The following is a 23,977-nucleotide window of genomic DNA, read 5'->3' on the forward strand; positions in this document are numbered from 1 at the left end:
TATTAATGGAAGCGCTCACCCATTGATGAGTAAGCGCTTTTTATTTGGCTAGCGTTGTGGGCGTTTAACAAAACCAATTGCTTCGTAAACTTTATCTAGGGTTTCTTGTGCACGTGCAGCTGCTTTCGTTGCGCCTTCATCCATAATTTGGTTGAGCAACGCTTCATCATTACGGAATTCATGGTAACGAGTTTGCAGTGTGGTCAACATACCGGAAACGGCTTCAGCCACAGCGCCTTTAAGATGACCGTACATTTGCCCTTCAAATTCGGTTTCAAGTTCTGCAATTTTTTTGCCAGTCACGCCTGACATAATGTCTAATAAATTAGAAACACCCGGCTTATTTTCTAAATCATAACGAATACGCGGTGGCTCTTCGGAGTCAGTCATTGCGCGTTTGATTTTTTTCACGACAGATTTCGGGTCTTCTAATAAGGCGATAACGTTGTTACGGTTATCATCGGACTTAGACATTTTCTTGGTTGGATCTTGTAATGCCATAACACGAGCACCACCACCAGTTGGAATGAATGGATCGGGTACTGTGAAAATATCACCATAAATGGCATTGAAGCGTTGAGCAATATCTCGGCTCAATTCAAGATGCTGTTTCTGGTCAATACCAACAGGCACTTGATTTGTTTGATAAATTAAAATATCCGCAGCCATTAATACTGGGTAGTCAAATAGGCCGGCATTGATATTTTCTGCATGGCGCGCTGATTTATCTTTAAATTGAGTCATACGGCTCAATTCACCGAAATAGGTGTAGCAGTTAAGCGCCCAGCTCAATTGGGCATGTTGCGGCACATGTGACTGTACAAAAATGGTACTTTTTTTCGGGTCAATGCCACAGGCTAAATAAAGCGCGAGTGTATCGAGAGTTCTTTTACGCAGTTCGATAGGGTCTTGGCGAACGGTAATTGCGTGCTGGTCAACGATACAGTAAATGCAATCGTAGTCATCTTGCATTTGTACCCACTGACGTAATGCACCCATATAGTTACCGATGGTTAATTCACCGGAAGGCTGTGCGCCGCTGAATACGATTGGTTTTTGGGGGTGCTTTAAATTTTCAGTGGGAGTGCTCATTTAGTTATGTCCTTGCTTATTTTATTTCAGATAACCCAATTGCAGGTAATAAATCAGAAAAATGTGTTAATACACAGTTCGGTTCACTCAGTGCAATAGATTCACCATAGTTATAACCGTAGGTCAGACCGACACACGGGCATTCAGCGTTTTTCGCTGCAATAATATCATTACGAGAATCGCCGACAAAAAGCAATTCTTCTTTACGTAAACCGAATGTTCCCATCGTTAAGTAGAGGGGAGCGGGATGTGGTTTCAAAGCTTTGACGTCATCGCTACCCAAGACAAGAGAAAAGTAGTGTTCAATACCTAATTTCTTCAAGAGCGGTGCAATAAATGGTGTGGCCTTATTGGTCACAATGCCCATTGGGAGGCCATATTTTGCTAGTTGCTCTAAGGTTTCTTTCACTTCAGGGAATAGTTCGCTGCCAGTTGTGACAGAAATGGCATAGAATTTATCGAAGCTAGCTCGCGCAGCTTTTTGTAACTCGGGTGTTATTTGGGCTTCAGCCCAAGAAAGCGCGCGTTCAACTAAAACATCCACGCCATTACCAACCCAAATAGAGACACGCTCTTTACCTGCGGGTGAAAAGCCAAGTTCTTTTAGCATGTTGTCGATGGCTTCAGCTAAGCCATCTGCGCTGTCTACAAGAGTGCCGTCTAAATCGAAAGCTATTGCTTTGATATTCTCTAATACCATGTCAGTCATTGAGATACCTTTTGTAATTCGCTACGCATTGCATCAATGACGGTTTTATAGTCTGGTTGATCGAAGATTGCGGAACCTGCAACAAAAGTATCGGCACCTGCTGCTGCAATTTCTGCAATATTATTAACTTTAACCCCGCCATCGACTTCCAAACGGATATCATAGCCACTTTCATCAATGAGTTTACGGACTTGGCGCAATTTATTGAGAGTTTGTGGGATAAAGGATTGGCCACCAAAGCCTGGATTGACGGACATTAGCAGGATCATGTCAACTTTATCCATGACATAATCAAGGTAGCTTAGTGGAGTTGCTGGATTAAATACTAGCCCTGCAGTACAGCCATTTTCGCGAATTAATTGTAATGAGCGATCAACATGTTCACTGGCCTCTGGGTGGAAACTGATATGAGTTGCCCCTGCTTTAGCGAAGTCTGGGATGATCCTATCGACCGGTTTGACCATTAAATGAACATCGATGGGGGCGGTAATTCCATAGTCTCGCAGCGCTTTACAGATAGGCGCCCCAAACGTCAAGTTGGGCACGTAATGGTTATCCATAACGTCAAAATGCACGATATCGGCACCAGCGGCCAGAACTTTGGCAGTATCTTCACCTAAACGGGCAAAGTCAGCAGATAAAATAGATGGGGCAATGAGAAAGTTTTTCATAATTGTCTCCGATTATTAATCGTTATCTGAGAGCCATTCAGCACTAGGTACAGGGCGCTGCATTTTTTTCTTATCCGTTTGTCTAGGAGAAAGGCTATTAGGTATACCCGGATATAATGCCAGTAACTCATTAACTTTTGTCCGGTTTAATATATTTCTACTAATGGTGCGACGTACTTTTACAATATGTAACTGAGCTTGATAATACCACTCTCTTGTCATCGGGGTATCATGATTTGAGATCAAGACAGGGATTTTGCTTTCTGTTGATAATTTTTGTGCCAAAATAGCTAAGTTTTGTTGTTCAAGCGAATTAAAGGAATTCGTGTGGTACGCCGTAAAATTAGCTGTATCTGATAAAGGTGCGTAAGGAGGGTCACAGTAGACAACAGCCCCCTCTTTTGCATTGAGCAACGTTTCACCATAATGCTGAGTTATAAATGTCGCATTTTGTGATTTTTCAGCAAACCACAGTAATTCTTCTTTCGGGAAATAGGGTTTTTTATAGCGGCCGAAGGGAACGTTAAATTCACCACGAGAATTATAGCGGCATAACCCATTATAGCAGTGGCGGTTTAAGTATAAAAAAAGGACACTGCGTTTCTCAGTATCGGTCGATTGGTTAAAGGCTTCACGCATTAAATAATATTGTTCGGAAGTATTATATTCAGGTGTGAAGATTTGCTGGGCTTCTTCAATGAAAGCATCAGTATTATCTTTAACTGTATTATAGAGGTTGATGAGGTCACTGTTAATATCTGCCAGTATGTAGGAATCGTAACTGGTGTTTAAAAACACTGACCCCGCACCAACAAATGGTTCAATTAAGCAATCACCTTGTGGAAGGTGTTTTTTGATTTCTTCCACAAGGGGGTATTTACCCCCAGCCCATTTTAAAAAAGCGCGTTTTTTTTTCATGCCGTCTTATTATTACAATCGTTTAGAGTAACTGCATTTATACTCTGTCAGGACAACATAATGCGCCCGGGGAAAAACGTTGTTATTTTTGATCCTGTTTGACTTGTTTCATATTTCTAACCCACGGTTTTTTCGCTTGCACTGCAGCAGGTAAGGTTCCTATTGCATTTTTGGCATCGGTCACTGAACTATAATTCCCGTGAATAAGAACATACCAGGTTTGCCCATTACGTATCGTTTTATAGACTTTGTAATTGGCCAGCTTGTTTTCTTTTGCAAAAGCTTCCAGTGTATCAGAACGGCTTGCGCTGCTAAGCTGTAATGTGTAGCTACCTGCTGGCGCAGACATGATATTGCTACCCTGGCTACTCGCCGTTGATGTAGATTTCGCTGGCTGTTTAGTCTGCACAGGATGTTTTTGCTCAACGGGTTTTACAGGTGTTTTTTCTGGCGCCACTGGTTTGACGGCAGGTTGTTGTTCGACAGGTTTAACCGGTGGTGGCGTTAACGGTGTCGTATTTTGTGGCTGGTTAGTGCCTGGTACCGAAACTTGGCCTTGATTTAAGGCATCAACCACATCGCCAGGTATTTCGATTCGCTCTCCCAGACCATTTGGTTGAGTTTGAGGCTCTCCTTGGGTTGGCGTTGGCGTAATTTGTGAACCTGTAATTTCTTGTGGTTGCCCTGATAGCGTTTGACCTTGTGAGTTTGTCAACGATGAGGAGCCCGATAAGTCGATATTTTGTGAATTATTTGCACCCGTTGTTTGTTGCTTTTCATGCTCTGTAGGGGCTTTTAACGCTGAGCTGATAGCAATAATGAGCAGCAATAAAACTAAGACACCCACGCCGATCATGATATGTTGGCGTGAGAGTGCAATTTTAGGTTTTGCAGCAGATGATTGGCGTGAACGCCCTGTCGGTCTATCTGATGTATCTGGCCTAAGGTCATTTTGACCTTGAGGCTGGTTATCTGGTTTAAATTCGTCCATTTTCCTCTCCCGAATAAAATTTGCCTATAGTAGAGATAAAATGTCTCTTATCAGTACAACCTCTTAACGACCAAGCAGGACATTGCTGCTTATTTTTAAAGCATATATCCTTTCGTAATACCACGCTAGCCAAAGTGGTATTGATAATATGCTTTTCAGAGTTTCGTCTATAGGTGTAGGCATACCGTATAATTTAACGACTTTAGCGAACATCTACCAGTAACATTTTAAAACGTCAGTAAATATTCGGTTTTTTCTTCGTTTTATGGCATACAGGATGATATTGCCGCAATGACAGTTTGCGTATCAACATCTGAACGCATTTCCGAATGGCCGATTGTGGTAGGTAAAATTAAATGCAGTTTTCCACCCATCACTTTTTTATCCCGCATCATATGTGGAAGATAATCATCGGGCTTCATTTGTGAAGGGCCTTTGACGGGAAGTGATGCACGCTTTAAAAGTGTGACTACCCGCTGGGTTTGTTCAGGAGTAAATTGACCAAGCAATTCAGCTGTTTTTGCTGCCATGACCATACCAGCGGCTACAGCTTCACCATGTAACCAGACGCCATAACCCATATGCGCCTCGATAGCGTGCCCAAAAGTATGGCCTAAGTTCAATAGTGCACGTAACCCACTAGTTTCTTTTTCATCCGCAGCAACGACTTGTGCTTTTAGTTCACAACAACGGCGAATACAGTAGGCCATCGCTTGGTCATCAAGAGAGAGGAGAGCATCAATATTCTCTTCTAGCCAGCTAAAAAACTCACTATCGAGGATAATGCCGTATTTAATGACTTCAGCTAAGCCGGAGGCGAGTTCTCTTGGTGGAAGTGTTTTCAAGCAGTTGAGATCAACCACAACAGAAGCCGGTTGATAAAATGCACCGATCATATTTTTCCCTAATGGATGATTGACGGCGGTTTTACCACCGACAGAAGAATCCACTTGAGATAATAAGGTTGTAGGGACTTGAATAAAACGCACGCCACGCTGATAGCTTGCTGCAGCAAAGCCTGTAAGGTCGCCAATGACGCCCCCACCAAGAGCGATGAGGGTGGTGTCACGGTTATGGTGTTTTTCAAGTAATGCGGTAAATACATCATTCATAATGAATAATGATTTGTATTGTTCACCATCGGGTAAAATGATGGTATCAACTTTTACGCCTGAAGATTCAAGGGCATTCTTTATCTTATCGAGATAAATAGGGGCAAGAGTTTCATTTGTCACAACCATTGCTCGTTGACCCGCAGTTAATGGCCAAAACGCCCCCGTTTGTTGATATAAGCCGGGTGCAATATTGATTGGATAACTACGTTCGCCTAGAGTGACGGTGACTTTTTCCATCTTGCTTTACCACCTTGAGTTCATTTTTGAAAATAACACCATGAATAATTAGTTTTTTTCTAATAGTTCAATGATTTGGCTGGCAACAACTTTTGCGCTTTGCTCATCAGTATGAATAGTAATATCAGCAATTTCTTCATACATAGGATTACGTTCGTCAGCCAGTTTCTCAAGTACCTCACGTGCGGGTTCGTCAACTTGTAGCAGTGGACGTTTTTTGTCACGTTGTGTACGAGATAGTTGCTTCTCAATAGTGGTCTCAAGATAAACAACGACACCGCGAGCGGATAAGCGGTTACGGGTCTCTTTGGACTTAACAGAGCCACCGCCCGTTGCTAATACAATGCCTTGTTTCTCTGTAAGCTCATTGATGATTTTTTCTTCGCGATCGCGAAAGCCTTCTTCGCCTTCAAGGTCGAATACCCAGCCTACATCCGCGCCAGTGCGTTTTTCTATCTCGTGATCAGAGTCGAAAAACTCCATATTAAGCTGTTGAGCCAACTGACGGCCAATAGTACTTTTGCCAGCACCCATTGGTCCAACCAGAAAGATATTGCGTTTCTCTGCCATGTTTTTTGGTATTACTACGATTATTCGTTAATGATTACCCGCCCCGCCAATCAGATTAGCGGCGGGACCTAAACTGAAACCTCATAAGTGATGATGTGAGATCAGATAAGAAAATTATCTCAATACATCAACCTGAATTGCAACTATATAAATATGGCACTAAGCATGCAAAGTGCCATATTTCAAATTACAGGTTTCGATATTTGAGCCGTCTATGTTGTCTAATGCCTTGTTTATCATGGTTTTTAACAGTTTTTAGCTATTAGTATTAGCTAGCTATTTCTGTTAAGTGTAGAGCAACATTAATTGTGGCTGTTTTATAAGCGACTGACAGCTTGTTCTTTAATCTACGGATAGTTAGAACACTCAATGGATAACCTTGTATGCTAAAACGACGCCAGCGTCAAATTTATCCGGTAGGTTTATGGCATAAAAAATATTTTTTTTTGTCATCTTTGACTTATTGCGTATTCAACTAGTTGAAGTATATGTGTTATTTTCCCCATATTAAATATTGATAAGTTTTGGTGTTATAAAAACAATAAGGACACGCTTATCTGTATGCTCTGCCGTATTTGTAAATAATGCCCCTAAGAAAGGGATATGGGATAAAAAAGGTAACCCCATCTCTGTTTTTTCTTGTTTTTGCTGAAAAATCCCCCCAAGAATAAGGGTTTCGTTATTTTTGATGGTGACGGTTGTGGCGATTTCTTGCTTATTGATGGCCAAGTGATGATGTTGACTGCTCGTGAGTGCCGTATCAGGCGAGTTATGGCTAATTTTAAGGATTAACTCAATTTTTTCATCACGTGCAATGGAAGGTGTGACATCCATCCCCAGTACAGCGTCTTTAAATTGTACGTGAGTTTTCTTTTCACTACTGGTGACGTAGGGGATCTCTGTACCTTGCTGAATACTTGCGGCTTGTTGATGTGAAGCAACTAAGCGAGGACTTGCAATAATAGAAAGCAGATTTTCTTTTTCTAATGCTTTTAGTTTCATTTCAAGTAAACCATCACTAAGGCTAAGAACGTTGAAGGAAAATTGCCCTGATGTTGAAGAGTAACGGTTGTAGCGATTTAAATGATTAGTGGTCAGATTTCCCCCTGTCATCATTCCCCACTCTAAACCCAATTCTTGTAATGCAGTTCGGCTGCTACTAATGATATGTGCGGTAATTTGCACTTGTTTATTCGGCTTATCTTTATGTTTTATCCACTCATCAATCAGTGCTAACCGCTCTGGACTATCTTTAATAATGAGACTGTTTGTCGTGATATCGTGATGGATAGATGCATTTTTTGATAATAACGAAGTACCTGAATGCTTTAATAGATGATGAACTTCTTCGACATTGATTGAGACTAATTTAAATATTTTTTCGGTTAGTGATGTTTTATTTGGCGTTATCGGTGCGACTACTGTCTCTGAGTTGAGGTGATTTTCTGTTGTAAAAGGTGGCGTTAGTGGTGCAAAGGGATCTCGAATCTCTTCGGCAGAGACTAAAAATGAAAATAGAAAGAAGAGCCCCACAACAATCACTTTGGGAATGTTAATTAGTGAACTATTCATTATGGTTATCATCCTTGATAGCGAGAGAGTTGTTGAATAATGAAAATGAGATGGCGGTAACGATAATCCCTTGTTTTAAATATATTTTTATATCATGGAAATGCCATTTTTGTGTTTGAGGAAGGGTAAGAAGCTGTTCTATAACGTGATAAATAGGAATGAAAGTGCCCTGAAGTTCCATGAAATAGGTATTGATATCAGTTGGTTGTAACTGGTTAAGTGTGACAGATGAATGTGAGAGTAAGGTATTTAACTGCGTAAGGGATTCAAGAGGCGCTTCTTGAATATTAACGGATTGTTTTAACAATTGAGCTTGTTTTTCAAGCTGTTGTAATGAAGGTGAGCGGTGGATGATTTTTGTTTCTTTTGCGATGGCTTCAATTAAATTCAGGTTTTCAGTATCTAATTCCATGATTTTATTTTGATTTTCCTTCCAGTGTAAAAAATACCCCATTGAGATACAAAGCGCAATTAAGAACCAAACAGGTAGAGTTTGTTGCCAAAATGGGCGATACCAAAAAGAATGTGTTGATTCACTCATCGAGGCCCCCTTGATATTTGGCTGTTAGATGTAAACGGTTTAACTGATTCACTCGGCTGATTTTTTTCAATTGAATGTCACTCAAACCAGGATGATTTTTAAGTTGTAGGCCGAGCGAGTTGATATCTTGAAAGTCATAGCTGTTAGCTTTGATTTCTATTTTGTTATTCATTAACTGTAGATTTGTTAGCCAGCTTCTGGGGGGAGTTATAGTTGAAAGATTTTGTAAGAGACCAAGTAAAAATTGGTTATTTACCATAATGTTATCTATCTTTCTTTTTTGGTTCATTAAACGATTAATTTGTGTTTGTTGATCTGTGATTTGCAATGTTAATTGTTGTATCTGTTCGTATTGCAGTTGGTTATTATGCTTTCTGTTTTTTAGGTCTTCTATCTCAATATGTTGAAAAATAAATAAAAATACACATGCTGTAATCACCGAGCAGCAAATCACAGAACAAAAAAGTAAAAACGCTCGGATCTTCTTTTTTATTTGCCGTTGGCGCCAAGGGAGAAAATTAACTTGGTATAGTTCCATCAGTTAAATATCTCCATGACGTAAAGCAAGACCAGCCGCAATCACAAAATCTCCCAGCAATTGGGGTAATTTAATATTACTCTGTTGAAAAGCTTGGCGTAATTCCCAGAGATGAGCTGCCTCAGTAGTACGATGAGTATGCTGATGGTCTGTAATGAGGTAGATAGGTGAGGCGGGAGAGGTGTTTTCTTGATCAAGAAAGGGCAGTAAATGAGAAATTGTTGGGATATCGGTATCTTGCAAATGGTTATAATTCGCTGGCTGGCTAATTGGCCCTGACCAAAGCCATTCACCTTGACGATAATGAACAACCCAACATTCATCGGGTAAACCCGCATTTCTTGCCACATAGCGTAAAGCTATGGGGGCGACATCAATAGCCAGCAGGTTGAACCCGCTTTCTGTAAGTAGGTTTTGCCAAAAAGTAATATCTGACTGGCGAGCCCCATTAAAATAAACTTGTTGCTTGATGACACGATAGTCGATAACTAGCTCTTGGGCGTGCATAGCAAAACGTTTTTCAGCTTGAGATTGTAAATACCAACCGAGTTCTGGCTGTGGCAAATTGATTTCACTTGGTAATGAAATTTGTTGTTTTATTGTGCGAACAGCGGGTAATGCGAAGGAGACAGAACACTTTTTAGGTAATTTCTGACGCCATTGTAATAAAATATTCAGTAAAATTTTATATTGTTCATGGCTAGAACTATCCGTCAGCTCGAATGGTAATTGTTGTTGCCAACATTCACATAAGTGCCAATATTGTCTGCGTCGCTTTGCAGCGACTAGCTGTATTCTATCTTGATATAGGTCGATCCCAATGTTCCATTTTGATGTATACATAATTAATTTCCTTATCATTAACAAATAAATTACGTTTTCTATTGTGCTGTATAAGCTTTATACTGTGTGTTAGTGATATCTAAACCCTCTTGTTAGTCGAGCATGGGAATTTTCCGGTGAAGTTCGTAAAATATTTTTTTATTCTTGTTTTCTGTTGCATTTTTTTGGGAACCGCCTCGATTTATGGCATGTATAAATATGTTGAAGGTGAGTTACCTGATGTAGCAACAATGAAGGACATTCGTCTGCAAATTCCAATGCAGGTATACAGTGCGGATAACGAATTGATTGCCCAATATGGGGAAAAACGTCGTATTCCTTTGCCGCTGGCCGAAATCCCTCCTTTAATGATAAAAGCGTTTATCGCCACTGAAGATAGCCGTTTTTATGACCACCATGGGATTGATCCTATTGGTATTTTCCGTGCAGTTACCGTAATGGCATCATCTGGTCACGCCTCCCAGGGGGCGAGTACGATCACGCAGCAGCTCGCGAGAAACTTTTATTTAAGTCCTGAAAAAACCTTGATGCGTAAAGCTAAAGAGGCATTTTTGGCTATTCGCATTGAGCAGCTTTTTACTAAAGATGAAATTATGGAGCTGTACCTGAATAAAATTTATTTAGGTAACCGTGCTTATGGCGTCGGGGCGGCTGCATACGTTTATTTTGGTAAGACAGTGGATGAGTTGACCCTCAGTGAAATTGCGATGATTGCGGGTTTACCAAAAGCACCTTCTACATTTAACCCGCTGTACTCTTATGATCGTGCGGTAAGCCGTCGTAATGTGGTCCTTTCTCGTATGTTTGAGGAAAAGTACATTACTCAAGACCAGTATGAACAAGCAAAAAATGAAAAAATAGTGGCTTCGTATCATGCGCCGAAAATCGATTTTTCTGCGCCGTATTTAGCCGAAATGGCGCGTCAAACCCTGTTTGATAAATATGGCGAAGATGCCTATACCGATGGATATAAAGTCTACACTACGGTGATCCGTAAAGATCAGGAAGCTGCCACAACGGCAGTTCGTAATAATTTGATCGACTACGATACGCGTCATGGTTATCGCGGCCCTGCTGAGGTTTTATGGAAACAGAATGAAACCGCTTGGACAGCAGAGCAGATTGTCGAAAAATTGAAAAAAATGCCTACCTATGGGCCTTTAATGCCAGCTGTCGTCACATCTGCCACCGCTTCAGAAGCACAAGTGATGTTAGCTGATGGTTCGCAAATCCCTATTACGATGACCGGAGTGCGTTGGGCGCGTAAATTTATTTCAGATACTCAACAAGGTGCCGCGCCAAGAGCTGTAAACGCAGTCATGCAGGTGGGTGAGCAAATTTGGGTTAGAAAAGTTAAAGATAACTGGTGGTTAGGGCAAGTACCTGATGTGAATGCGGCATTTGTTGCTTTAAACCCAAATGACGGTGCAATTATTGCACTTGTTGGTGGGTTTGACTTCAATATGAGTGAATTCAACCGGGTCACCCAATCATTGCGACAAGTGGGTTCGAATATTAAACCTTTCTTGTATACAGCCGCGATGGATAAAGGCCTGACTTTGTCATCATTACTTAATGATGTGCCGATTAGCCGTTGGGATGCGGGCGCTGGTTCTGATTGGCGTCCTAAAAATTCACCACCTCGATATGATGGACCTATTCGGTTACGCCAAGGTTTAGGTCAATCAAAAAACGTCGTGATGGTTCGTGCGATGAGAGCCATGGGGGTGGATTATGCCGCTGATTATCTGACACGTTTTGGCTTCCCTGCGGAAAATATTAACCGTACAGAGGCATTAGCGTTAGGTGCGCCATCATTTACACCAATGCAAATGGTTCGTGGGTATGCCGTCATGGCCAATGGCGGGTATTTGATTGACCCATACTATATTTCGAAGATCGAAAATCATAATGATGAGGTTATTTTCGAAGCCAATCCTAAAATAGCATGCCCTGATTGCACGGATATTCCTGTGATTTATGGGGATACCGAGCGCACTATTGCGAGCAAAGGTATTGATGATGACTCTACCGAAGAAGTGACACAGTCCGACAATACGGTGATACAAGAGCCAACAATGGAGCTAACAACGGCAGCTGACCTAAATGGGAGCTCCGCTGACCAATATGCACCTCATGTGATTAATACCCCACTCGCATTCTTAATTAGGGATGCGATGATGACCAATATCTATGGTGAGCCCGGTTGGTCTGGTACCGGTTGGCGTGCAGCGAGAGACTTAGGTGGTCGGCGTGATATTGGTGGGAAAACAGGAACCACGAATAGCTCGAAAGATGCTTGGTTCTCTGGTTATGGCCCAGATGTTGTTGCTTCTGCATGGATAGGTTTTGATGATAATAGGCGTACATTAGGCCGCGGTGAAGCTGGCGCGAAAAGCGCACAACCAATGTGGGACGACTTTATGAAGTCAATTTTGGCCGGGGTGCCAGTCAAAACAATGAAGCCGCCTAAGGGGGTTATTTCTGTATCCATTGATAGCCGAACAGGTCAATTAGGTTCTTCCCGCCGTGAGTATTTTATTGAAGGAACTGAACCGAAAGAACATGCAGTTCAAGAGGTGGGTACGACAATTTCAACGGAAGGTGGGGTTAGCCAAGAGTTATTTTAACGTTATTGTTGGCTAAGTTTTCACCATTAGCACCCCATTGTTGATTTTAAACATGGGGTGTTTTCTATAGAGAAAACTAATATATCAGTGGGTTACATAGCCACACTCATGATGGGTTATGGAAATAACATTCCGCTGATACAATAAAACGTATTTTTACTTAATACTTTTTAAGTAACGTTCTAGATAGAAAAGTGCGCTAATATTCCGAGCTTCGTTGAAATCTGGGTGTTCTAGTAATTCCATCATTCGAGATATTGGCCATAGTTCCTGCTGTAGAGGCTCAGGTTCATCTCCTTCGAGTTTTTCGCTGTATAAGTCTTGAGCGATAAGAATATTCATTTTACTCGAAAAGTATGAGGGTGACATTGTCAGTTTGGCGAGCTGAACAATGTGATTAGCGCCATAACCAATTTCTTCTTTGAGTTCACGCTGGGCTGCTTCAATGGCGATTTCACCGGGGTCGATAGCACCTTTGGGAAAGCCTAATTCATAGCTTTCAATCCCGACAGCGTATTCGCGAATGAGAATGAGGTTATCACCCATGATAGGAACGATAAGAACCGCTTCGCGTTTTGCGGGCCGCATTCTTTCATAGACTCGTTTTTCACCATTGCTAAATTCGAGGTCAACTGATTGAATGCTGAATAATTTTGATTGAGCAACATCTTGAATATTCAAGATTTTAGGTTTTTTTAACTCTGTCATAACGATTTCCGAACAGGATGAGTAAAATCTATTGCTAAAAGCCTATTTCATTGATTTACAGGACACAGTTTATCTAGCTCGGTCTGTATTTTGAAATCATCATACAACTATGACCTATATCAAAATAAAATGATAGATATTATCGAGTAGATAAAATGCTGTTAGTATAATCGGCTCAAACAAATAATATGGGTAAATAAATAAAACATTTTTTACAAGGTGTTGTAATTTAAAATAAAAACCACAAATAGAATAGGAATCGGCTTATTTTTAGGAAGTGTGAGGGCTGATATGCTTTTCTTATTCATTTTTCATTGGGGAAACAATGCTGAACCATGTCATTATAACGGCTATAATTGTTATTAGCCTAACTATAATGGCTTCCTTCCTATTTTTTAGGCGGGGGCGGCGTTCTGGCGTCTATCAAATACCTTCTGTTGCGTCACCATCATTTAGAAAAATGATTGATTCAGATTACCAAACCATCTCCCAGTATTTGAATTATTGCGCTGCTATATCAATAAATACTTCTCAATATCCATGGCAAATCAAAAAAAATTCAATAATTGCCACGGTTTGTCATTCATTAACGCGTTTTAACTTACGTCAAGAACAAGGGAATAGCTGGCGCTATTTCATTGATACTATTGAGGTTCAGCTCCCTTCGCAGCTTGAACCTTTTTTGCAACGCCAAAATGTCATGGAGATTGTAGAAACTGACCACTTACCCTTGATCATTTCAATGAACAGCCATTCGTTGAAGGATTTCAGTGGTGAATGGCAAACAGGTGTACCAAGCAACTCAACATGGTCTGATGCGGCGATTCAAGAACGTGGTGAACATAGTATTGAGCGATTGAAAGTTCGTAAAGAGACGCTTGAAGAGCATAGGTTACACCATTCTACAGGTTGGCTTGGCGCCGCAATTATTTGCCTGAGTTTTTTATTTGGTTATTTAACCCTCGTTTCAATTCCGTTATTACAGGAATCGGGGTTAGTGATTACCATGATTACGTTTGTTATTGGGTTACTTGTTCTCTTTCGCTCTAGGATGTTTCCTCGAAAATATCAAGATATTCAATGTATTCACGGTCAGCCAAAGCGCTGGGAACTCTATGGTGAGCTTGATAAAAAATATTCCACGAATACGTCTATTGCAGGTATTGACTTGTACTACCCCAGTCATTGGGCAAATTATTTAAAATACGAAGAGAATCAAGCTGTTAATATTGATTTTTATACGACTGGTGAGGTAGTTAAGCACGGCAAGTACCTTTCTTTGCATGAAGAAGAACGTTATTACCCATACAAGCGGTTCAAAAAGAATGTATTGATGTTAGTTGGGGCATTGTTAACGATGACTCTGATATTTGCCTATCAACCGATGGGGTTACCGATAAAGCTCGGTTTTGCTTGGTTAGGTGGCACAGAGAAAATTAAGGTTGATAGCCCTAATGATCTTGTTTCTCGGCCAATAAAAATTGGGGATACATTAGTTGCCCAAGGGAAAGGGATGTGTTACCGCCCTCCAAATTTGAATAAAGAAAACCAAGCACAATTTGTGCCGTTTGATTGCTCAGGTATTTATTGGAATGATGTTAGTTTATTGACCGAGCCCCAATCGGAAGTTGTTGAGCGCTCAATAACATTGCTTGATACCGTCAAAAGCCAGTTGCATCCAGATAAAAACTCGGTAGGCGTTAACCCAAGATTACAGCGCGATATTATGAAATCAGGGATGAATATTATCTTTGATTTTTCAGCTATTATTATGGGCACAGAACAACTGTGCCATAATTCTGATAACTGCCTAAAACTAAAAAATGCGCTGACTAACCTAGGAAGTACAGAGGATTGGCCTACTTTAGTAAAAAAAGCGTCCGCGGGGAAATTAAAAGGGGCTCATGTTTTATTACGTGCAGGCAGTGCTGAGGCCTTGGAAAACATCGTGGAAGACACCATATATGATTTTATCAGTACAGAAATAGACAGAGAAGTGCGCAAGATTAATAGTCCGCCCCCTGGCGGTGTTTTATTAATTAGTGATGAAAATAAGCCTTTAGTCGATTCGATACCGGGAATTTCTTTTAATGAGCAATCGCCATTACAGCGCTGGCAAGAGCTGCAAAGGTTATCAAATCTTCTGATCAATACACCGTTCAATATTGAAGGGGTTATTACTCGTTTATCCGTAGATGCCAATGGCACATTGCAGATTGTGTTGCATGAAGAACCCAATGCAAAAGTGGTATCTCAGTATATATGTAGTGCGCTTTTTATACTGTTTTTGTTGGTGTGTGCGCTGTTAAATGGTTCGTTGATTGTGCTACGTGTTTTGAATAATAAGAAGCGTTTGCGTAATATCACAGAATATTATGATAAATGCTTTGAGGCTAATCCCCCTCCCTATCGTCGATAGTATCATCCCGAAAATAGAGGGAGCCTCTTCTTAGTTTGATTCAGACTTATGTCGAGGAGGCCCCATGAATCAATCCACTATAGAACCTGTTCGCCTTGATAAATGGCTGTGGGCTGCGCGATTCTATAAAACGCGTGCCGTCGCCCGTGAAATGATTGAAGGCGGTAAAGTCCATTACAATGGGCAAAGAACTAAGCCTGGGAAAATTGTTGAGCTGCATGGAGTCGTTAAACTTCGGCAAGGTAATGATGAACGTACGGTTGAAATCTTGCAGATCAGCAGCCAGCGCAAAGGCGCACCGGAAGCACAGTCCCTGTACAGTGAAACCGTAGAAAGTATTGAGCAACGAGAGAAAATGGCACAAGCACGTAAGATGAACGCACTTACGATGCCACATCCAGAGCGACGTCCAGATAAGAAAGAACGGCGTACTCTGTTAAAGTTTAAACAAACAAATTCTCATGAGTCGTCTTAATGACGGCCTGAGCAACAGTCAGAGCAATAGAGAGATATTATGGCAAACCAAGACTCACTCCACCGTTTTTTATTTGAACAACATTCCGTTCGTGGAGAAATGATTAGTGTTGATGAAACTTTTGAACATATTTTAGAAAACCATGACTACCCAACAGCGGTAAAAGGTTTGCTAGGAGAGTTGCTTGTTGCAACCAGTTTATTAACGGCAACGTTGAAGTTCGATGGCGATATTACTGTCCAAATTCAAGGTGATGGCCCTGTTAATTTGGCGGTTATCAACGGTAATAATTTACAACAGATGCGTGGTGTTGCACGTGTAGATGGCCCAGTTGTTGCAGGTAGCACCCTGAAACAGATGGTTGGTAACGGCTTTATAGTGATTACTATTACACCGAGTCAAGGTGAACGTTATCAAGGGATTGTAGCGATCGAAGGGGATTCTATCGAAGAAAGCATTGATGCCTATTTCCGCCAATCAGAGCAATTACCAACCCGTTTATTCATTCGTGTGGGTGAAGTGGATGGGAAACCAAGTGCAGGTGGCATGTTGTTGCAAGTTTTGCCTGCAGCAAATGACACAAGCCATGACTTCTTTGACCACTTAGTGCAACTGACGGCCACGATTAAGGGCCAAGAACTGAGTACATTGGATGTGAAAGAGGTTTTACATCGTCTTTATCATGAAGAAGATGTCACGCTATATGACCCACAATCTGTCGAGTTTCGTTGTACTTGTTCAAGGGAGCGTTGTGAAAGTACATTAGCCACCTTACCTAAGGAAGATGTTATCGATATTTTGCACAAAGATGGGAAAATTGATATGGAATGTGAATTTTGTGGCTCACACTACGTATTTATTGAATCTGATCTTCAAGGGTTAAATAATGAGCTAAATCAGCAACTTCACTGATACGATTTAGCAACCTAATTATGTGACAAGGGTGCAATTCTGCACCTTTTTTTTATAATTTTAAAGCATTATTACGTGCTCTAAGTCTCATTATGAATTAAAAAAAATTATACATTTTCAATTCTTTGATAGCAATCGCTGTTAATTAGTCGTAAAGAATTATGATCATCCGCAGATTAGTTATGTTTACCAGGAGCAATATAATGAGCGCTAAAAGCATTACCCTGAAGGAACTTGAAAAGTACGGTATTCATGATGTAGCTGAAGTGGTTTATAACCCAAGTTACGAGCTATTATTCACGGAAGAAACTAAGCCAGGACTTGAAGGTTATGAACGTGGAACAGTGACCACTTTAGGTGCTGTTGCGGTTGATACTGGTATCTTTACTGGCCGTTCACCAAAAGATAAATATATTGTACGTGATGACGTAACTCGCGATACAGTTTGGTGGGCAGACCAAGGTAAAGGTAAAAATGACAACAAACCTATGTCGCAAGAAGTTTGGGCGGATCTCAAACATTTAGTGACGGAACAACTGTCAGGTAAACGTTTGTTTATCATAGATGCATTCTGTGGTGCGAACGCTGACACGCGTCTAAAAGTACGTTTTATCACTGAAGTTGCATGGCAGGCGCATTTCGTTAAAAACATGTTCATTCGCCCATCTGATGAGGAGTTAGTGGGTTTTGAACCTGATTTCATCGTTATGAATGGCGCGAAATGCACTAACCCGAATTGGAAAGCACAAGGTTTGAATTCAGAAAACTTTGTTGCGTTCAACTTAACAGAACGCATGCAACTGATCGGTGGCTCTTGGTACGGCGGCGAAATGAAGAAAGGTATGTTCTCTATGATGAACTACCTGTTGCCATTAAAAGGCATTGCATCTATGCACTGTTCCGCTAACGTCGGTGAGAAAGGCGATGTAGCTATTTTCTTTGGTTTATCTGGAACAGGTAAAACCACGCTTTCTACCGATCCAAAACGTAAGTTAATTGGTGACGATGAACACGGTTGGGATGATGACGGTGTATTCAACTTTGAAGGCGGTTGCTACGCAAAAACGATCAACCTATCTAAAGAAGCTGAGCCAGACATCTATGGCGCTATCAAACGTGATGCGTTATTGGAAAACGTGGTGGTATTGGCTGATGGTTCAGTCGATTTCAATGATGGTTCAAAAACAGAAAACACCCGTGTTTCTTACCCAATCTACCACATTGAAAACATTGTAAAACCTGTTTCTAAAGCAGGCCATGCAACAAAAGTTATCTTCTTAACCGCAGATGCATTTGGTGTGTTACCGCCTGTTTCTCGTTTAACGCCTGAGCAAACTCAGTACCACTTCCTATCGGGCTTTACTGCGAAATTAGCCGGTACAGAGCGTGGTGTGACGGAGCCGACTCCAACATTCTCTGCATGTTTTGGTGCTGCATTCTTATCACTGCACCCAACACAATACGCTGAAGTATTAGTTAAGCGTATGGAAGCAGTGGGCGCGAAAGCTTACTTAGTGAATACAGGTTGGAATGGTACAGGTAAACGTATTTCTATCAAAGATACACGTGCCATCATCGATGCTATCTTAAGTGGCGATATCGAAAAAGCAGACATGATTAAACTACCGGTATTCGATTTAGAAGTCCCAACAGCATTACCGGGTGTGGATACCAATATCCTTGACCCACGTAATACTTATGCAGACAAAGCACAGTGGGATGAAAAAGCGCAAGATTTAGCGGAACGTTTCGTGAACAACTTTGATAAGTACACGGACACTCCAGCAGGCGCGGCACTGGTGAAAGCAGGGCCAAAACTGTAATTGGTTTTGTGAGTAGGTAGTAGCAGAAAGGCTCTACGTTGGTAGAGCCTTTTTTGTTGTGAAAATGATTATTCTGCGGCTGGTAAGTCAAACAATAGAATTTCGCTATCTTCACTCGCTTTGATGGAGAGTTCAGTTTCCTGCCAAATGGCTAAACCATCGCTGGTGGTTGCTTTTTGGCCATTCACTTCAACATCCCCTTTAACGACTTGGATCCACACGACACGTTTATCCGCAATCCTATGAGTGTGTGTTTTATTAGCAGGCAATGCCCAGCGCCACAGTTCCATATCTTGATAAACTTTCAATGCGCCATCACGCGCATCCGGTGATAGCACCAATTGCTTGCCATCTTTGGAATCGAACCGTTTTTGCTCATAACGTGGCTCAATACCTGTTCTTTCAGGAATGATCCAAATTTGGTACAGATGTAGCTCTTCTTCATTGCTTGGGTTGTATTCAGAATGACGAATACCCGTACCTGCACTCATGATTTGGAATTCACCCGCAGGGATTTGCTCCATATTGCCCATGCTGTCTTTATGTTCAACAGCCCCATTGAGCACATAGGTCAATATCTCCATATCTTTATGGGGATGTGTTCCAAACCCTTGGCCTGCAGCAATAAAGTCTTCGTTAATCACTCTCAGCGCAGAAAAGCCCATAAATTGCTCGTCATAGTAGCTAGAGAATGAAAAGGTATGCCAACTGTCGAGCCATCCATGGTTTGCATGACCACGTTCGTTTGCTTTGCGTAAATAGATCATCGTGTTCTCTCCTGTACGGATTCCAACCTTGGTTGAACTCGCTCTAAATGTATTGATGACAGTTTAACCATTTTGCTAAAAGAGAAAAGTAGCTGCCATTAACCATAGGATCCAAAAAATTTGAATAAGTAGGTTTGAGATAAGTTAAGAAAATGGATAGGAAATGATGATGTGGGAATTTTAACCAATTAAGCCGTTGATGCAGATAAAAAAATAGCCAGCGCGAGGCTGGCTAAAGTAAACACTGGAAGCAATGTGAGCAATGTCGTACTTCTTACAATAGGTGACTAAGTAACCGTATTGAGGAAGTGATGATAATGATAATAGTTATCACTATCGTTTGTAAAGCATTATTTTTAACCAAAATAATATATCTTATAATTAAAACTGCAATTATATGATTTCTATGGAATTAAATATTAACCATTATTTTTCAATGGATTAAGAGATATTCGGTTAAAAGGATGCAAACAAGAAGGCATCGCGAATATTAATTCCCTTAAATTAATTAGGGTTAATAGGCAGGCTTTCTGCACATGCTGCCGCAGAGCTCCAAGCCCATTGGAAGTTATAACCACCTAACCAGCCGGTGACATCGACGACTTCACCTATAAAATATAGCCCCTCAGTTTTCAGAGACCCCATTGTTTTCGATGATATCTCATGGGTATCAACACCCCCTAAAGTCACCTCTGCGGTGCGGTAGCCTTCTGTCCCGTTGGGTTGAACTTGCCAAGCATGTAACGTGCTATGCAGTGCTTCAATTTGCGGATGGTTCAATTGCTTTAGGGCACACTCAGGGATTTGCCCTTGCGCTTGCATGATTTCAATTAGTCGTTTAGGCAATAATTTTGCAAGGGTATTTTTTAAGGATTGATTTGGGTGATTTTGCTTTTCTACCGCTAAAAAGTCGCTCAGTGAAAGGTTAGGAAGTAAGTTAATGCTCACATACTCTCCGGGGTTCCAATAGCTAGAAATCTGCAAAATAGCAGGGCCAGAGAGGCCCCGATGGGTAAAGAGAATATTTTCTTTAAACAACGTCCCATCCGCAGCTGTCACGCTTGCCGCGACCGAGATCCCTGAAAGGACTTGCAGCGCTTCTAAAAGCGGCTTATGCAGTGTAAATGGGACAAGGCCAGCACGAGTTGGAATAATCGAGTGGCCAAATTGTTCTGCGACGCGGTAGCCAAATGGTGTGGCGCCAAGACCTGGCATCGATAACCCACCCGTTGCGACAACCAGTGAGCGAGCACTTACTTGGCTCCCATTCACCGTGACTAGAAAGCCCTCAGGTGTTTTTTCGACACCAGTGACTTCACTGCGAAGTTTTATTGTTATATTCGGTAAATTACACTCATTTTGCAGCATATCGACGATATCTTGTGCACTATTATCACAAAAAAGCTGCCCTAGGGTTTTTTCATGGTATGGAATATTATATTTAGCGACTAAGGCGATAAAATCCCACTGTGTATAGCGAGCAAGTGCTGACTTACAAAAGTGTGGATTTGTTGAAATGTAATTGCTGTGTTCTGCGTACATATTAGTGAAATTACAGCGCCCACCACCGGACATCAATATTTTTCTGCCTAATTTTTTCCCGTTATCAACTACTAGCGTCTTTAAACCGCGTTTGCCAGAGTGTGAGGCACAAAATAAACCCGCAGCGCCAGCACCTAAAATAATAACGTCGAAATTTTTCACAGTAAGTATCTCTATATATGTTTGATTTTTAGTATAATTACATTGATAACTGGGATATTTTACGTCATCTCATCGGGATTGTAATGTAAAGCTTTGAGGAAGAACTGATGAAAACTATACAGGACGTATTATAATTAGAGAAATTCGTCTAAAAAAAGCAAACAACGATTATTTTCTGGAAATATCGTTAAAAAGTTTCAAAAATTCAGAATAAGTTTGATTGCTTTAATTTATTGAAAAATATGGGGTAATTGCTATGAGGTACTTTTTTGATGAGTAGTTAAATCAAAAAAAGGTTAGATTTTGCTTCCACCGCCAGCGTTTGTCACTGATAATGCGCCGCGTTCATGTCCAACATATAATGGCTTAACGTCTATGCTACATCTTTTTACAGGTTTAGAATTTCATACAGGTCTATTATTAGTTCTGGCACTGTTATTTGTGCTGGTCTATGAGGCTATAAATGGCTTCCATGACACCGCTAACGCGGTAGCTACGGTTATTTATACCAGAGCAATGCGGGCTCAGTTCGCAGTTGTCATGGCAGGGGTTTTTAACTTTTTTGGTGTCTTGCTGGGAGGGTTGAGCGTCGCATATGCAATTGTCCATCTCTTACCAACAGACCTCTTGCTTAATGTGAGCTCAGCTCACGGCCTTGCAATGGTTTTTTCATTGCTCTTGGCTGCAATTATTTGGAACCTTGGAACTTGGTACTTCGGTATTCCTGCTTCCAGTTCGCACACGCTGATCGGGGCGATAATCGGGGTGGGTTTAACCAACGCGATTGTGACTGATTCGTCTGTCGTTGATGCCTTGAATATACCGAAAATGATCAGTATTTTCATGTCATTAATTTTGTCTCCCGCTATCGGTTTTGTGATTGCCGGTTTGATGATTTTCTTTTTGCGCCGTTATTGGAGTGGCACAAAGAAACGTCGACGCATTCACTTAACACCAGCGGAACGTGAGAAAAAAGATGGTAAGCGTAAGCCACCATTCTGGACCCGTACTGCATTGATTTTGTCAGCAGTTGGGGTAAGTTTCTCCCATGGTGCGAACGATGGCCAGAAAGGCATCGGTCTTATCATGTTAGTGCTAATTGGTGTTGCTCCAGCAGGTTTCGTTATGAATATGAATTCTAACGGTTATGACATCGCAAAAACGCATGATGCGGTTGTCCACCTGCAACAATACTATGAAACACATAAACCAGCGTTAAACCATGCAATAGAAAATGCGCCTGTCGTTGCAGAAAGTAGTGATGAACCAGGTGGCGAATTCCATTGTGATAGCACGCGTACTGGCGCTATTTTAAATCAAGCTCAAACGATGCTAAATGGCATTCAAAGCTATGAAGAGCTGACGCCAGACCAACGTAACCACGCACGCCGTTTGCTGATGTGTATCTCTGATACTGCTAATGCGGTTGCGAAATTACCAGAAACAAGCTCGAAAGATGCCAGCTTACTGAAAAAACTCAGTAATGATTTGCTGTATACCGTTGAGTATGCACCACTGTGGATCATTATTGCGGTTGCTTTAGCATTATCATTAGGCACCATGTTTGGTTGGCAGCGTGTTGCTGTGACCATTGGTGAGAAAATTGGTAAGAAAGGCATGACTTATGCGCAAGGCGTATCTGCTCAGGTGACTGCAGCGGTGTCTATCGGCGTGGCAAGTTATACTGGTATGCCCGTTTCAACAACGCAGGTTTTATCTTCTGCCGTTGCGGGGACGATGGTTGTCGATGGTGGCGGTGTACAAACAAAAACCATTAAAAGCATTGCGTTAGCATGGTTATTAACTTTACCAGTGTCCATTGTGTTATCGGGTGGTTTGTACTGGCTATCGCTGCTGTTTATCTAGTCGCACTAATTTGGGCTTCATACATGAGTATGGAGCCTTTAACAGTTACATGAACACAGTAATCTACATATACAAAATAGTGATGATCGTAAGGTCATCACTATTTTTTCATTAGTCAGTCACTAATTACAATTAACCCGTTATCAATAAATAGACTAAACTCACGACAACAAGAATGCTGAGCCTGCTTATCATCATGAATTGCTTGCGGATCCGCTCACAACGCAAAATAACTTCAGGGTCATAATGTTCAAGGTACTGTTTGTTATTTATGTATCGAACTAACCGTAGTTGTTTGTTCAGTTGACCGTGTGTAGTAAAAAAGCCATTACCATCAACGGATTGATAAAGCAGAGGGTCTGAATCCCTTAAAATAGACAATAAAACACGAACGGAAGAAAAATACCGCATCATATTTAAGATGCACAAAATGCATAATGCCCAAAACAATGCAATCATACTGAACATAATCCTCTCCTTAGAACCTAGCTCAAGCTCACAGCAATTGTCGCAAAGGAAATACAGCAGAAAAATTGTACTTATACTCAGTTATTTTATTGTAGGATAAATTACTGTTTAAAAAAAGTGCAGTTAGCGCAAATTTGTGATGACTTTTTGTTTTCATTGAAGAAAATAAAACTGAATGGTTGAACTTTAGTATCACAGTTTGCGGTGCAACTTTGTTGTTTTTCTAAGCTAAAATATTTCCCATAACTCGAATTTTTTAGGGCAATATATTAATATTGTATGAATGATGTTATTGTTTTATAAAATGTTATATGTAGTGATGATTTTAAGGTTAATCTGCTTAGATGTGATCAAAGCAACACTTAATAATCACAATTAGCAGGTATAGTATTCATAAAGATGTGGTGA

Annotated in this window: 21 protein-coding genes; 6 read left to right on the forward strand and 15 right to left on the reverse strand. The window is 41.0% G+C overall.

Going from position 1 to position 23,977, the window contains the following annotated elements; all coding sequences use genetic code 11:
• Positions 1 to 48: 48 nt before the first annotated feature.
• The 11 genes from trpS to PR809_RS16210 all read right to left on the reverse strand — a co-directional run bounded on the left by trpS (position 49) and on the right by PR809_RS16210 (position 9,797).
• Positions 49 to 1,092: a tryptophan--tRNA ligase gene (trpS, locus tag PR809_RS16160; RefSeq protein ID WP_102140135.1), complete on the reverse strand. Its 1,044-nt coding sequence runs from the start codon at positions 1,090 to 1,092 to the stop codon at positions 49 to 51.
• Positions 1,093 to 1,108: 16 nt separating this feature from the next.
• On the reverse strand, positions 1,109 to 1,801 hold the full coding sequence (locus PR809_RS16165) for a phosphoglycolate phosphatase (protein WP_206276159.1): 693 nt from the start codon (positions 1,799 to 1,801) through the stop codon (positions 1,109 to 1,111).
• The gene (gene rpe, locus PR809_RS16170; protein ID WP_102140137.1) at positions 1,798 to 2,472 is read right to left on the reverse strand and encodes a ribulose-phosphate 3-epimerase; all 675 of its coding nucleotides are present in this window, start codon (positions 2,470 to 2,472) and stop codon (positions 1,798 to 1,800) included. Before rpe ends, PR809_RS16165 begins: the two co-directional genes overlap by 4 nt.
• A 15-nt stretch (positions 2,473 to 2,487) precedes the next feature.
• Positions 2,488 to 3,390, reverse strand: a complete 903-nt coding sequence (gene dam / locus PR809_RS16175) for an adenine-specific DNA-methyltransferase (protein WP_102140138.1) — start codon at positions 3,388 to 3,390, stop codon at positions 2,488 to 2,490.
• Positions 3,391 to 3,472: 82 nt separating this feature from the next.
• Positions 3,473 to 4,381: an SPOR domain-containing protein gene (locus PR809_RS16180; protein ID WP_166268249.1), complete on the reverse strand. Its 909-nt coding sequence runs from the start codon at positions 4,379 to 4,381 to the stop codon at positions 3,473 to 3,475.
• A gap of 263 nt (positions 4,382 to 4,644) precedes the next feature.
• Entirely contained in the window at positions 4,645 to 5,733 is a 1,089-nt protein-coding gene (gene aroB, locus PR809_RS16185) for a 3-dehydroquinate synthase (protein ID WP_166268251.1), read from the reverse strand.
• 48 nt (positions 5,734 to 5,781) lie between these two features.
• Positions 5,782 to 6,303 (reverse strand): shikimate kinase AroK, encoded by a 522-nt coding sequence (gene aroK / locus PR809_RS16190; protein ID WP_004906592.1) that lies wholly within the window; start codon positions 6,301 to 6,303, stop codon positions 5,782 to 5,784.
• Positions 6,304 to 6,810: 507 nt separating this feature from the next.
• Positions 6,811 to 7,875 carry a secretin N-terminal domain-containing protein gene (locus PR809_RS16195; protein ID WP_231068892.1) on the reverse strand — a complete coding sequence of 355 codons (1,065 nt, stop codon included), beginning with the start codon at positions 7,873 to 7,875 and terminating at the stop codon, positions 6,811 to 6,813.
• Positions 7,868 to 8,416 (reverse strand): hypothetical protein, encoded by a 549-nt coding sequence (locus tag PR809_RS16200; protein ID WP_206276160.1) that lies wholly within the window; start codon positions 8,414 to 8,416, stop codon positions 7,868 to 7,870. Before PR809_RS16200 ends, PR809_RS16195 begins: the two co-directional genes overlap by 8 nt.
• Complete coding sequence (locus PR809_RS16205) at positions 8,409 to 8,954, reverse strand: PilN domain-containing protein (RefSeq protein WP_102140143.1); 546 nt, start codon at positions 8,952 to 8,954, stop codon at positions 8,409 to 8,411. The genes PR809_RS16200 and PR809_RS16205 overlap by 8 nt, the downstream gene beginning before the upstream one ends.
• Positions 8,955 to 8,957: 3 nt before the next feature.
• The gene (locus tag PR809_RS16210) at positions 8,958 to 9,797 is read right to left on the reverse strand and encodes a pilus assembly protein PilM (RefSeq protein WP_206276162.1); all 840 of its coding nucleotides are present in this window, start codon (positions 9,795 to 9,797) and stop codon (positions 8,958 to 8,960) included.
• Between the two features lie 116 nt (positions 9,798 to 9,913).
• Here PR809_RS16210 and mrcA point away from each other — a divergent pair, with 116 nt between their 5' ends.
• A complete protein-coding gene (mrcA, locus tag PR809_RS16215) occupies positions 9,914 to 12,427 on the forward strand; it encodes a peptidoglycan glycosyltransferase/peptidoglycan DD-transpeptidase MrcA (protein WP_166268257.1) in 2,514 nt (837 codons plus the stop codon).
• Positions 12,428 to 12,583: 156 nt separating this feature from the next.
• Here mrcA and nudE read toward each other — a convergent pair whose 3' ends face one another.
• On the reverse strand, positions 12,584 to 13,135 hold the full coding sequence (gene nudE, locus PR809_RS16220) for an ADP compounds hydrolase NudE (RefSeq protein ID WP_102140146.1): 552 nt from the start codon (positions 13,133 to 13,135) through the stop codon (positions 12,584 to 12,586).
• A gap of 325 nt (positions 13,136 to 13,460) precedes the next feature.
• Between nudE and PR809_RS16225 the strand changes: the two genes are divergently transcribed.
• The 4 genes from PR809_RS16225 (at position 13,461) to pckA (ending at position 18,764) form a co-directional block, all read left to right on the forward strand.
• Positions 13,461 to 15,554 (forward strand): IgaA/UmoB family intracellular growth attenuator, encoded by a 2,094-nt coding sequence (locus tag PR809_RS16225; protein ID WP_206276163.1) that lies wholly within the window; start codon positions 13,461 to 13,463, stop codon positions 15,552 to 15,554.
• Between the two features lie 64 nt (positions 15,555 to 15,618).
• Entirely contained in the window at positions 15,619 to 16,029 is a 411-nt protein-coding gene (gene hslR / locus PR809_RS16230) for a ribosome-associated heat shock protein Hsp15 (RefSeq protein ID WP_102140148.1), read from the forward strand.
• A 39-nt stretch (positions 16,030 to 16,068) separates the two neighbouring features.
• A complete protein-coding gene (gene hslO, locus PR809_RS16235) occupies positions 16,069 to 16,941 on the forward strand; it encodes an Hsp33 family molecular chaperone HslO (RefSeq protein WP_102140149.1) in 873 nt (290 codons plus the stop codon).
• 203 nt (positions 16,942 to 17,144) lie between these two features.
• Complete coding sequence (gene pckA / locus PR809_RS16240) at positions 17,145 to 18,764, forward strand: phosphoenolpyruvate carboxykinase (ATP) (protein WP_166268261.1); 1,620 nt, start codon at positions 17,145 to 17,147, stop codon at positions 18,762 to 18,764.
• A gap of 68 nt (positions 18,765 to 18,832) precedes the next feature.
• Here the strand turns inward: pckA and PR809_RS16245 are convergent, their stop codons facing one another.
• Together PR809_RS16245 and PR809_RS16250 are read right to left on the reverse strand one after the other, a co-directional pair.
• Positions 18,833 to 19,531, reverse strand: a complete 699-nt coding sequence (locus tag PR809_RS16245) for a pirin family protein (protein ID WP_166268263.1) — start codon at positions 19,529 to 19,531, stop codon at positions 18,833 to 18,835.
• Between the two features lie 504 nt (positions 19,532 to 20,035).
• Positions 20,036 to 21,235: an NAD(P)/FAD-dependent oxidoreductase gene (locus PR809_RS16250; protein ID WP_210848606.1), complete on the reverse strand. Its 1,200-nt coding sequence runs from the start codon at positions 21,233 to 21,235 to the stop codon at positions 20,036 to 20,038.
• 375 nt (positions 21,236 to 21,610) lie between these two features.
• On the opposite strand from PR809_RS16250, the gene pitA reads away from it, so the two are divergent.
• A complete protein-coding gene (gene pitA, locus PR809_RS16255) occupies positions 21,611 to 23,101 on the forward strand; it encodes an inorganic phosphate transporter PitA (RefSeq protein ID WP_102140160.1) in 1,491 nt (496 codons plus the stop codon).
• Positions 23,102 to 23,233: 132 nt separating this feature from the next.
• On the opposite strand, the gene uspB is transcribed toward pitA, so the two are convergent.
• Positions 23,234 to 23,569 carry a universal stress protein UspB gene (uspB, locus tag PR809_RS16260; protein ID WP_102140153.1) on the reverse strand — a complete coding sequence of 112 codons (336 nt, stop codon included), beginning with the start codon at positions 23,567 to 23,569 and terminating at the stop codon, positions 23,234 to 23,236.
• Positions 23,570 to 23,977 lie beyond the last annotated feature (408 nt).

Source organism: Providencia sp. PROV201, assembly GCF_028479545.1.
Taxonomy (GTDB): domain Bacteria; phylum Pseudomonadota; class Gammaproteobacteria; order Enterobacterales; family Enterobacteriaceae; genus Providencia; species Providencia huaxiensis.

Coding starts and splice junctions, on each gene's coding strand:
- PR809_RS16245 (WP_166268263.1), bottom strand. CDS start 19,531: ATGATCTATTTACGCAAAGCAAACGAACGTGGTCATGCAAACCATGGA.
- PR809_RS16225 (WP_206276163.1), top strand. CDS start 13,461: ATGCTGAACCATGTCATTATAACGGCTATAATTGTTATTAGCCTAACT.
- PR809_RS16205 (WP_102140143.1), bottom strand. CDS start 8,954: ATGGAACTATACCAAGTTAATTTTCTCCCTTGGCGCCAACGGCAAATA.
- uspB (WP_102140153.1), bottom strand. CDS start 23,569: ATGTTCAGTATGATTGCATTGTTTTGGGCATTATGCATTTTGTGCATC.
- rpe (WP_102140137.1), bottom strand. CDS start 2,472: ATGAAAAACTTTCTCATTGCCCCATCTATTTTATCTGCTGACTTTGCC.
- PR809_RS16195 (WP_231068892.1), bottom strand. CDS start 7,875: ATGAATAGTTCACTAATTAACATTCCCAAAGTGATTGTTGTGGGGCTC.
- hslO (WP_102140149.1), top strand. CDS start 16,069: ATGGCAAACCAAGACTCACTCCACCGTTTTTTATTTGAACAACATTCC.
- aroB (WP_166268251.1), bottom strand. CDS start 5,733: ATGGAAAAAGTCACCGTCACTCTAGGCGAACGTAGTTATCCAATCAAT.
- trpS (WP_102140135.1), bottom strand. CDS start 1,092: ATGAGCACTCCCACTGAAAATTTAAAGCACCCCCAAAAACCAATCGTA.
- pckA (WP_166268261.1), top strand. CDS start 17,145: ATGAGCGCTAAAAGCATTACCCTGAAGGAACTTGAAAAGTACGGTATT.
- PR809_RS16200 (WP_206276160.1), bottom strand. CDS start 8,416: ATGAGTGAATCAACACATTCTTTTTGGTATCGCCCATTTTGGCAACAA.
- nudE (WP_102140146.1), bottom strand. CDS start 13,135: ATGACAGAGTTAAAAAAACCTAAAATCTTGAATATTCAAGATGTTGCT.
- pitA (WP_102140160.1), top strand. CDS start 21,611: ATGCTACATCTTTTTACAGGTTTAGAATTTCATACAGGTCTATTATTA.
- aroK (WP_004906592.1), bottom strand. CDS start 6,303: ATGGCAGAGAAACGCAATATCTTTCTGGTTGGACCAATGGGTGCTGGC.
- PR809_RS16180 (WP_166268249.1), bottom strand. CDS start 4,381: ATGGACGAATTTAAACCAGATAACCAGCCTCAAGGTCAAAATGACCTT.
- PR809_RS16210 (WP_206276162.1), bottom strand. CDS start 9,797: ATGTATACATCAAAATGGAACATTGGGATCGACCTATATCAAGATAGA.
- dam (WP_102140138.1), bottom strand. CDS start 3,390: ATGAAAAAAAAACGCGCTTTTTTAAAATGGGCTGGGGGTAAATACCCC.
- PR809_RS16165 (WP_206276159.1), bottom strand. CDS start 1,801: ATGACTGACATGGTATTAGAGAATATCAAAGCAATAGCTTTCGATTTA.
- hslR (WP_102140148.1), top strand. CDS start 15,619: ATGAATCAATCCACTATAGAACCTGTTCGCCTTGATAAATGGCTGTGG.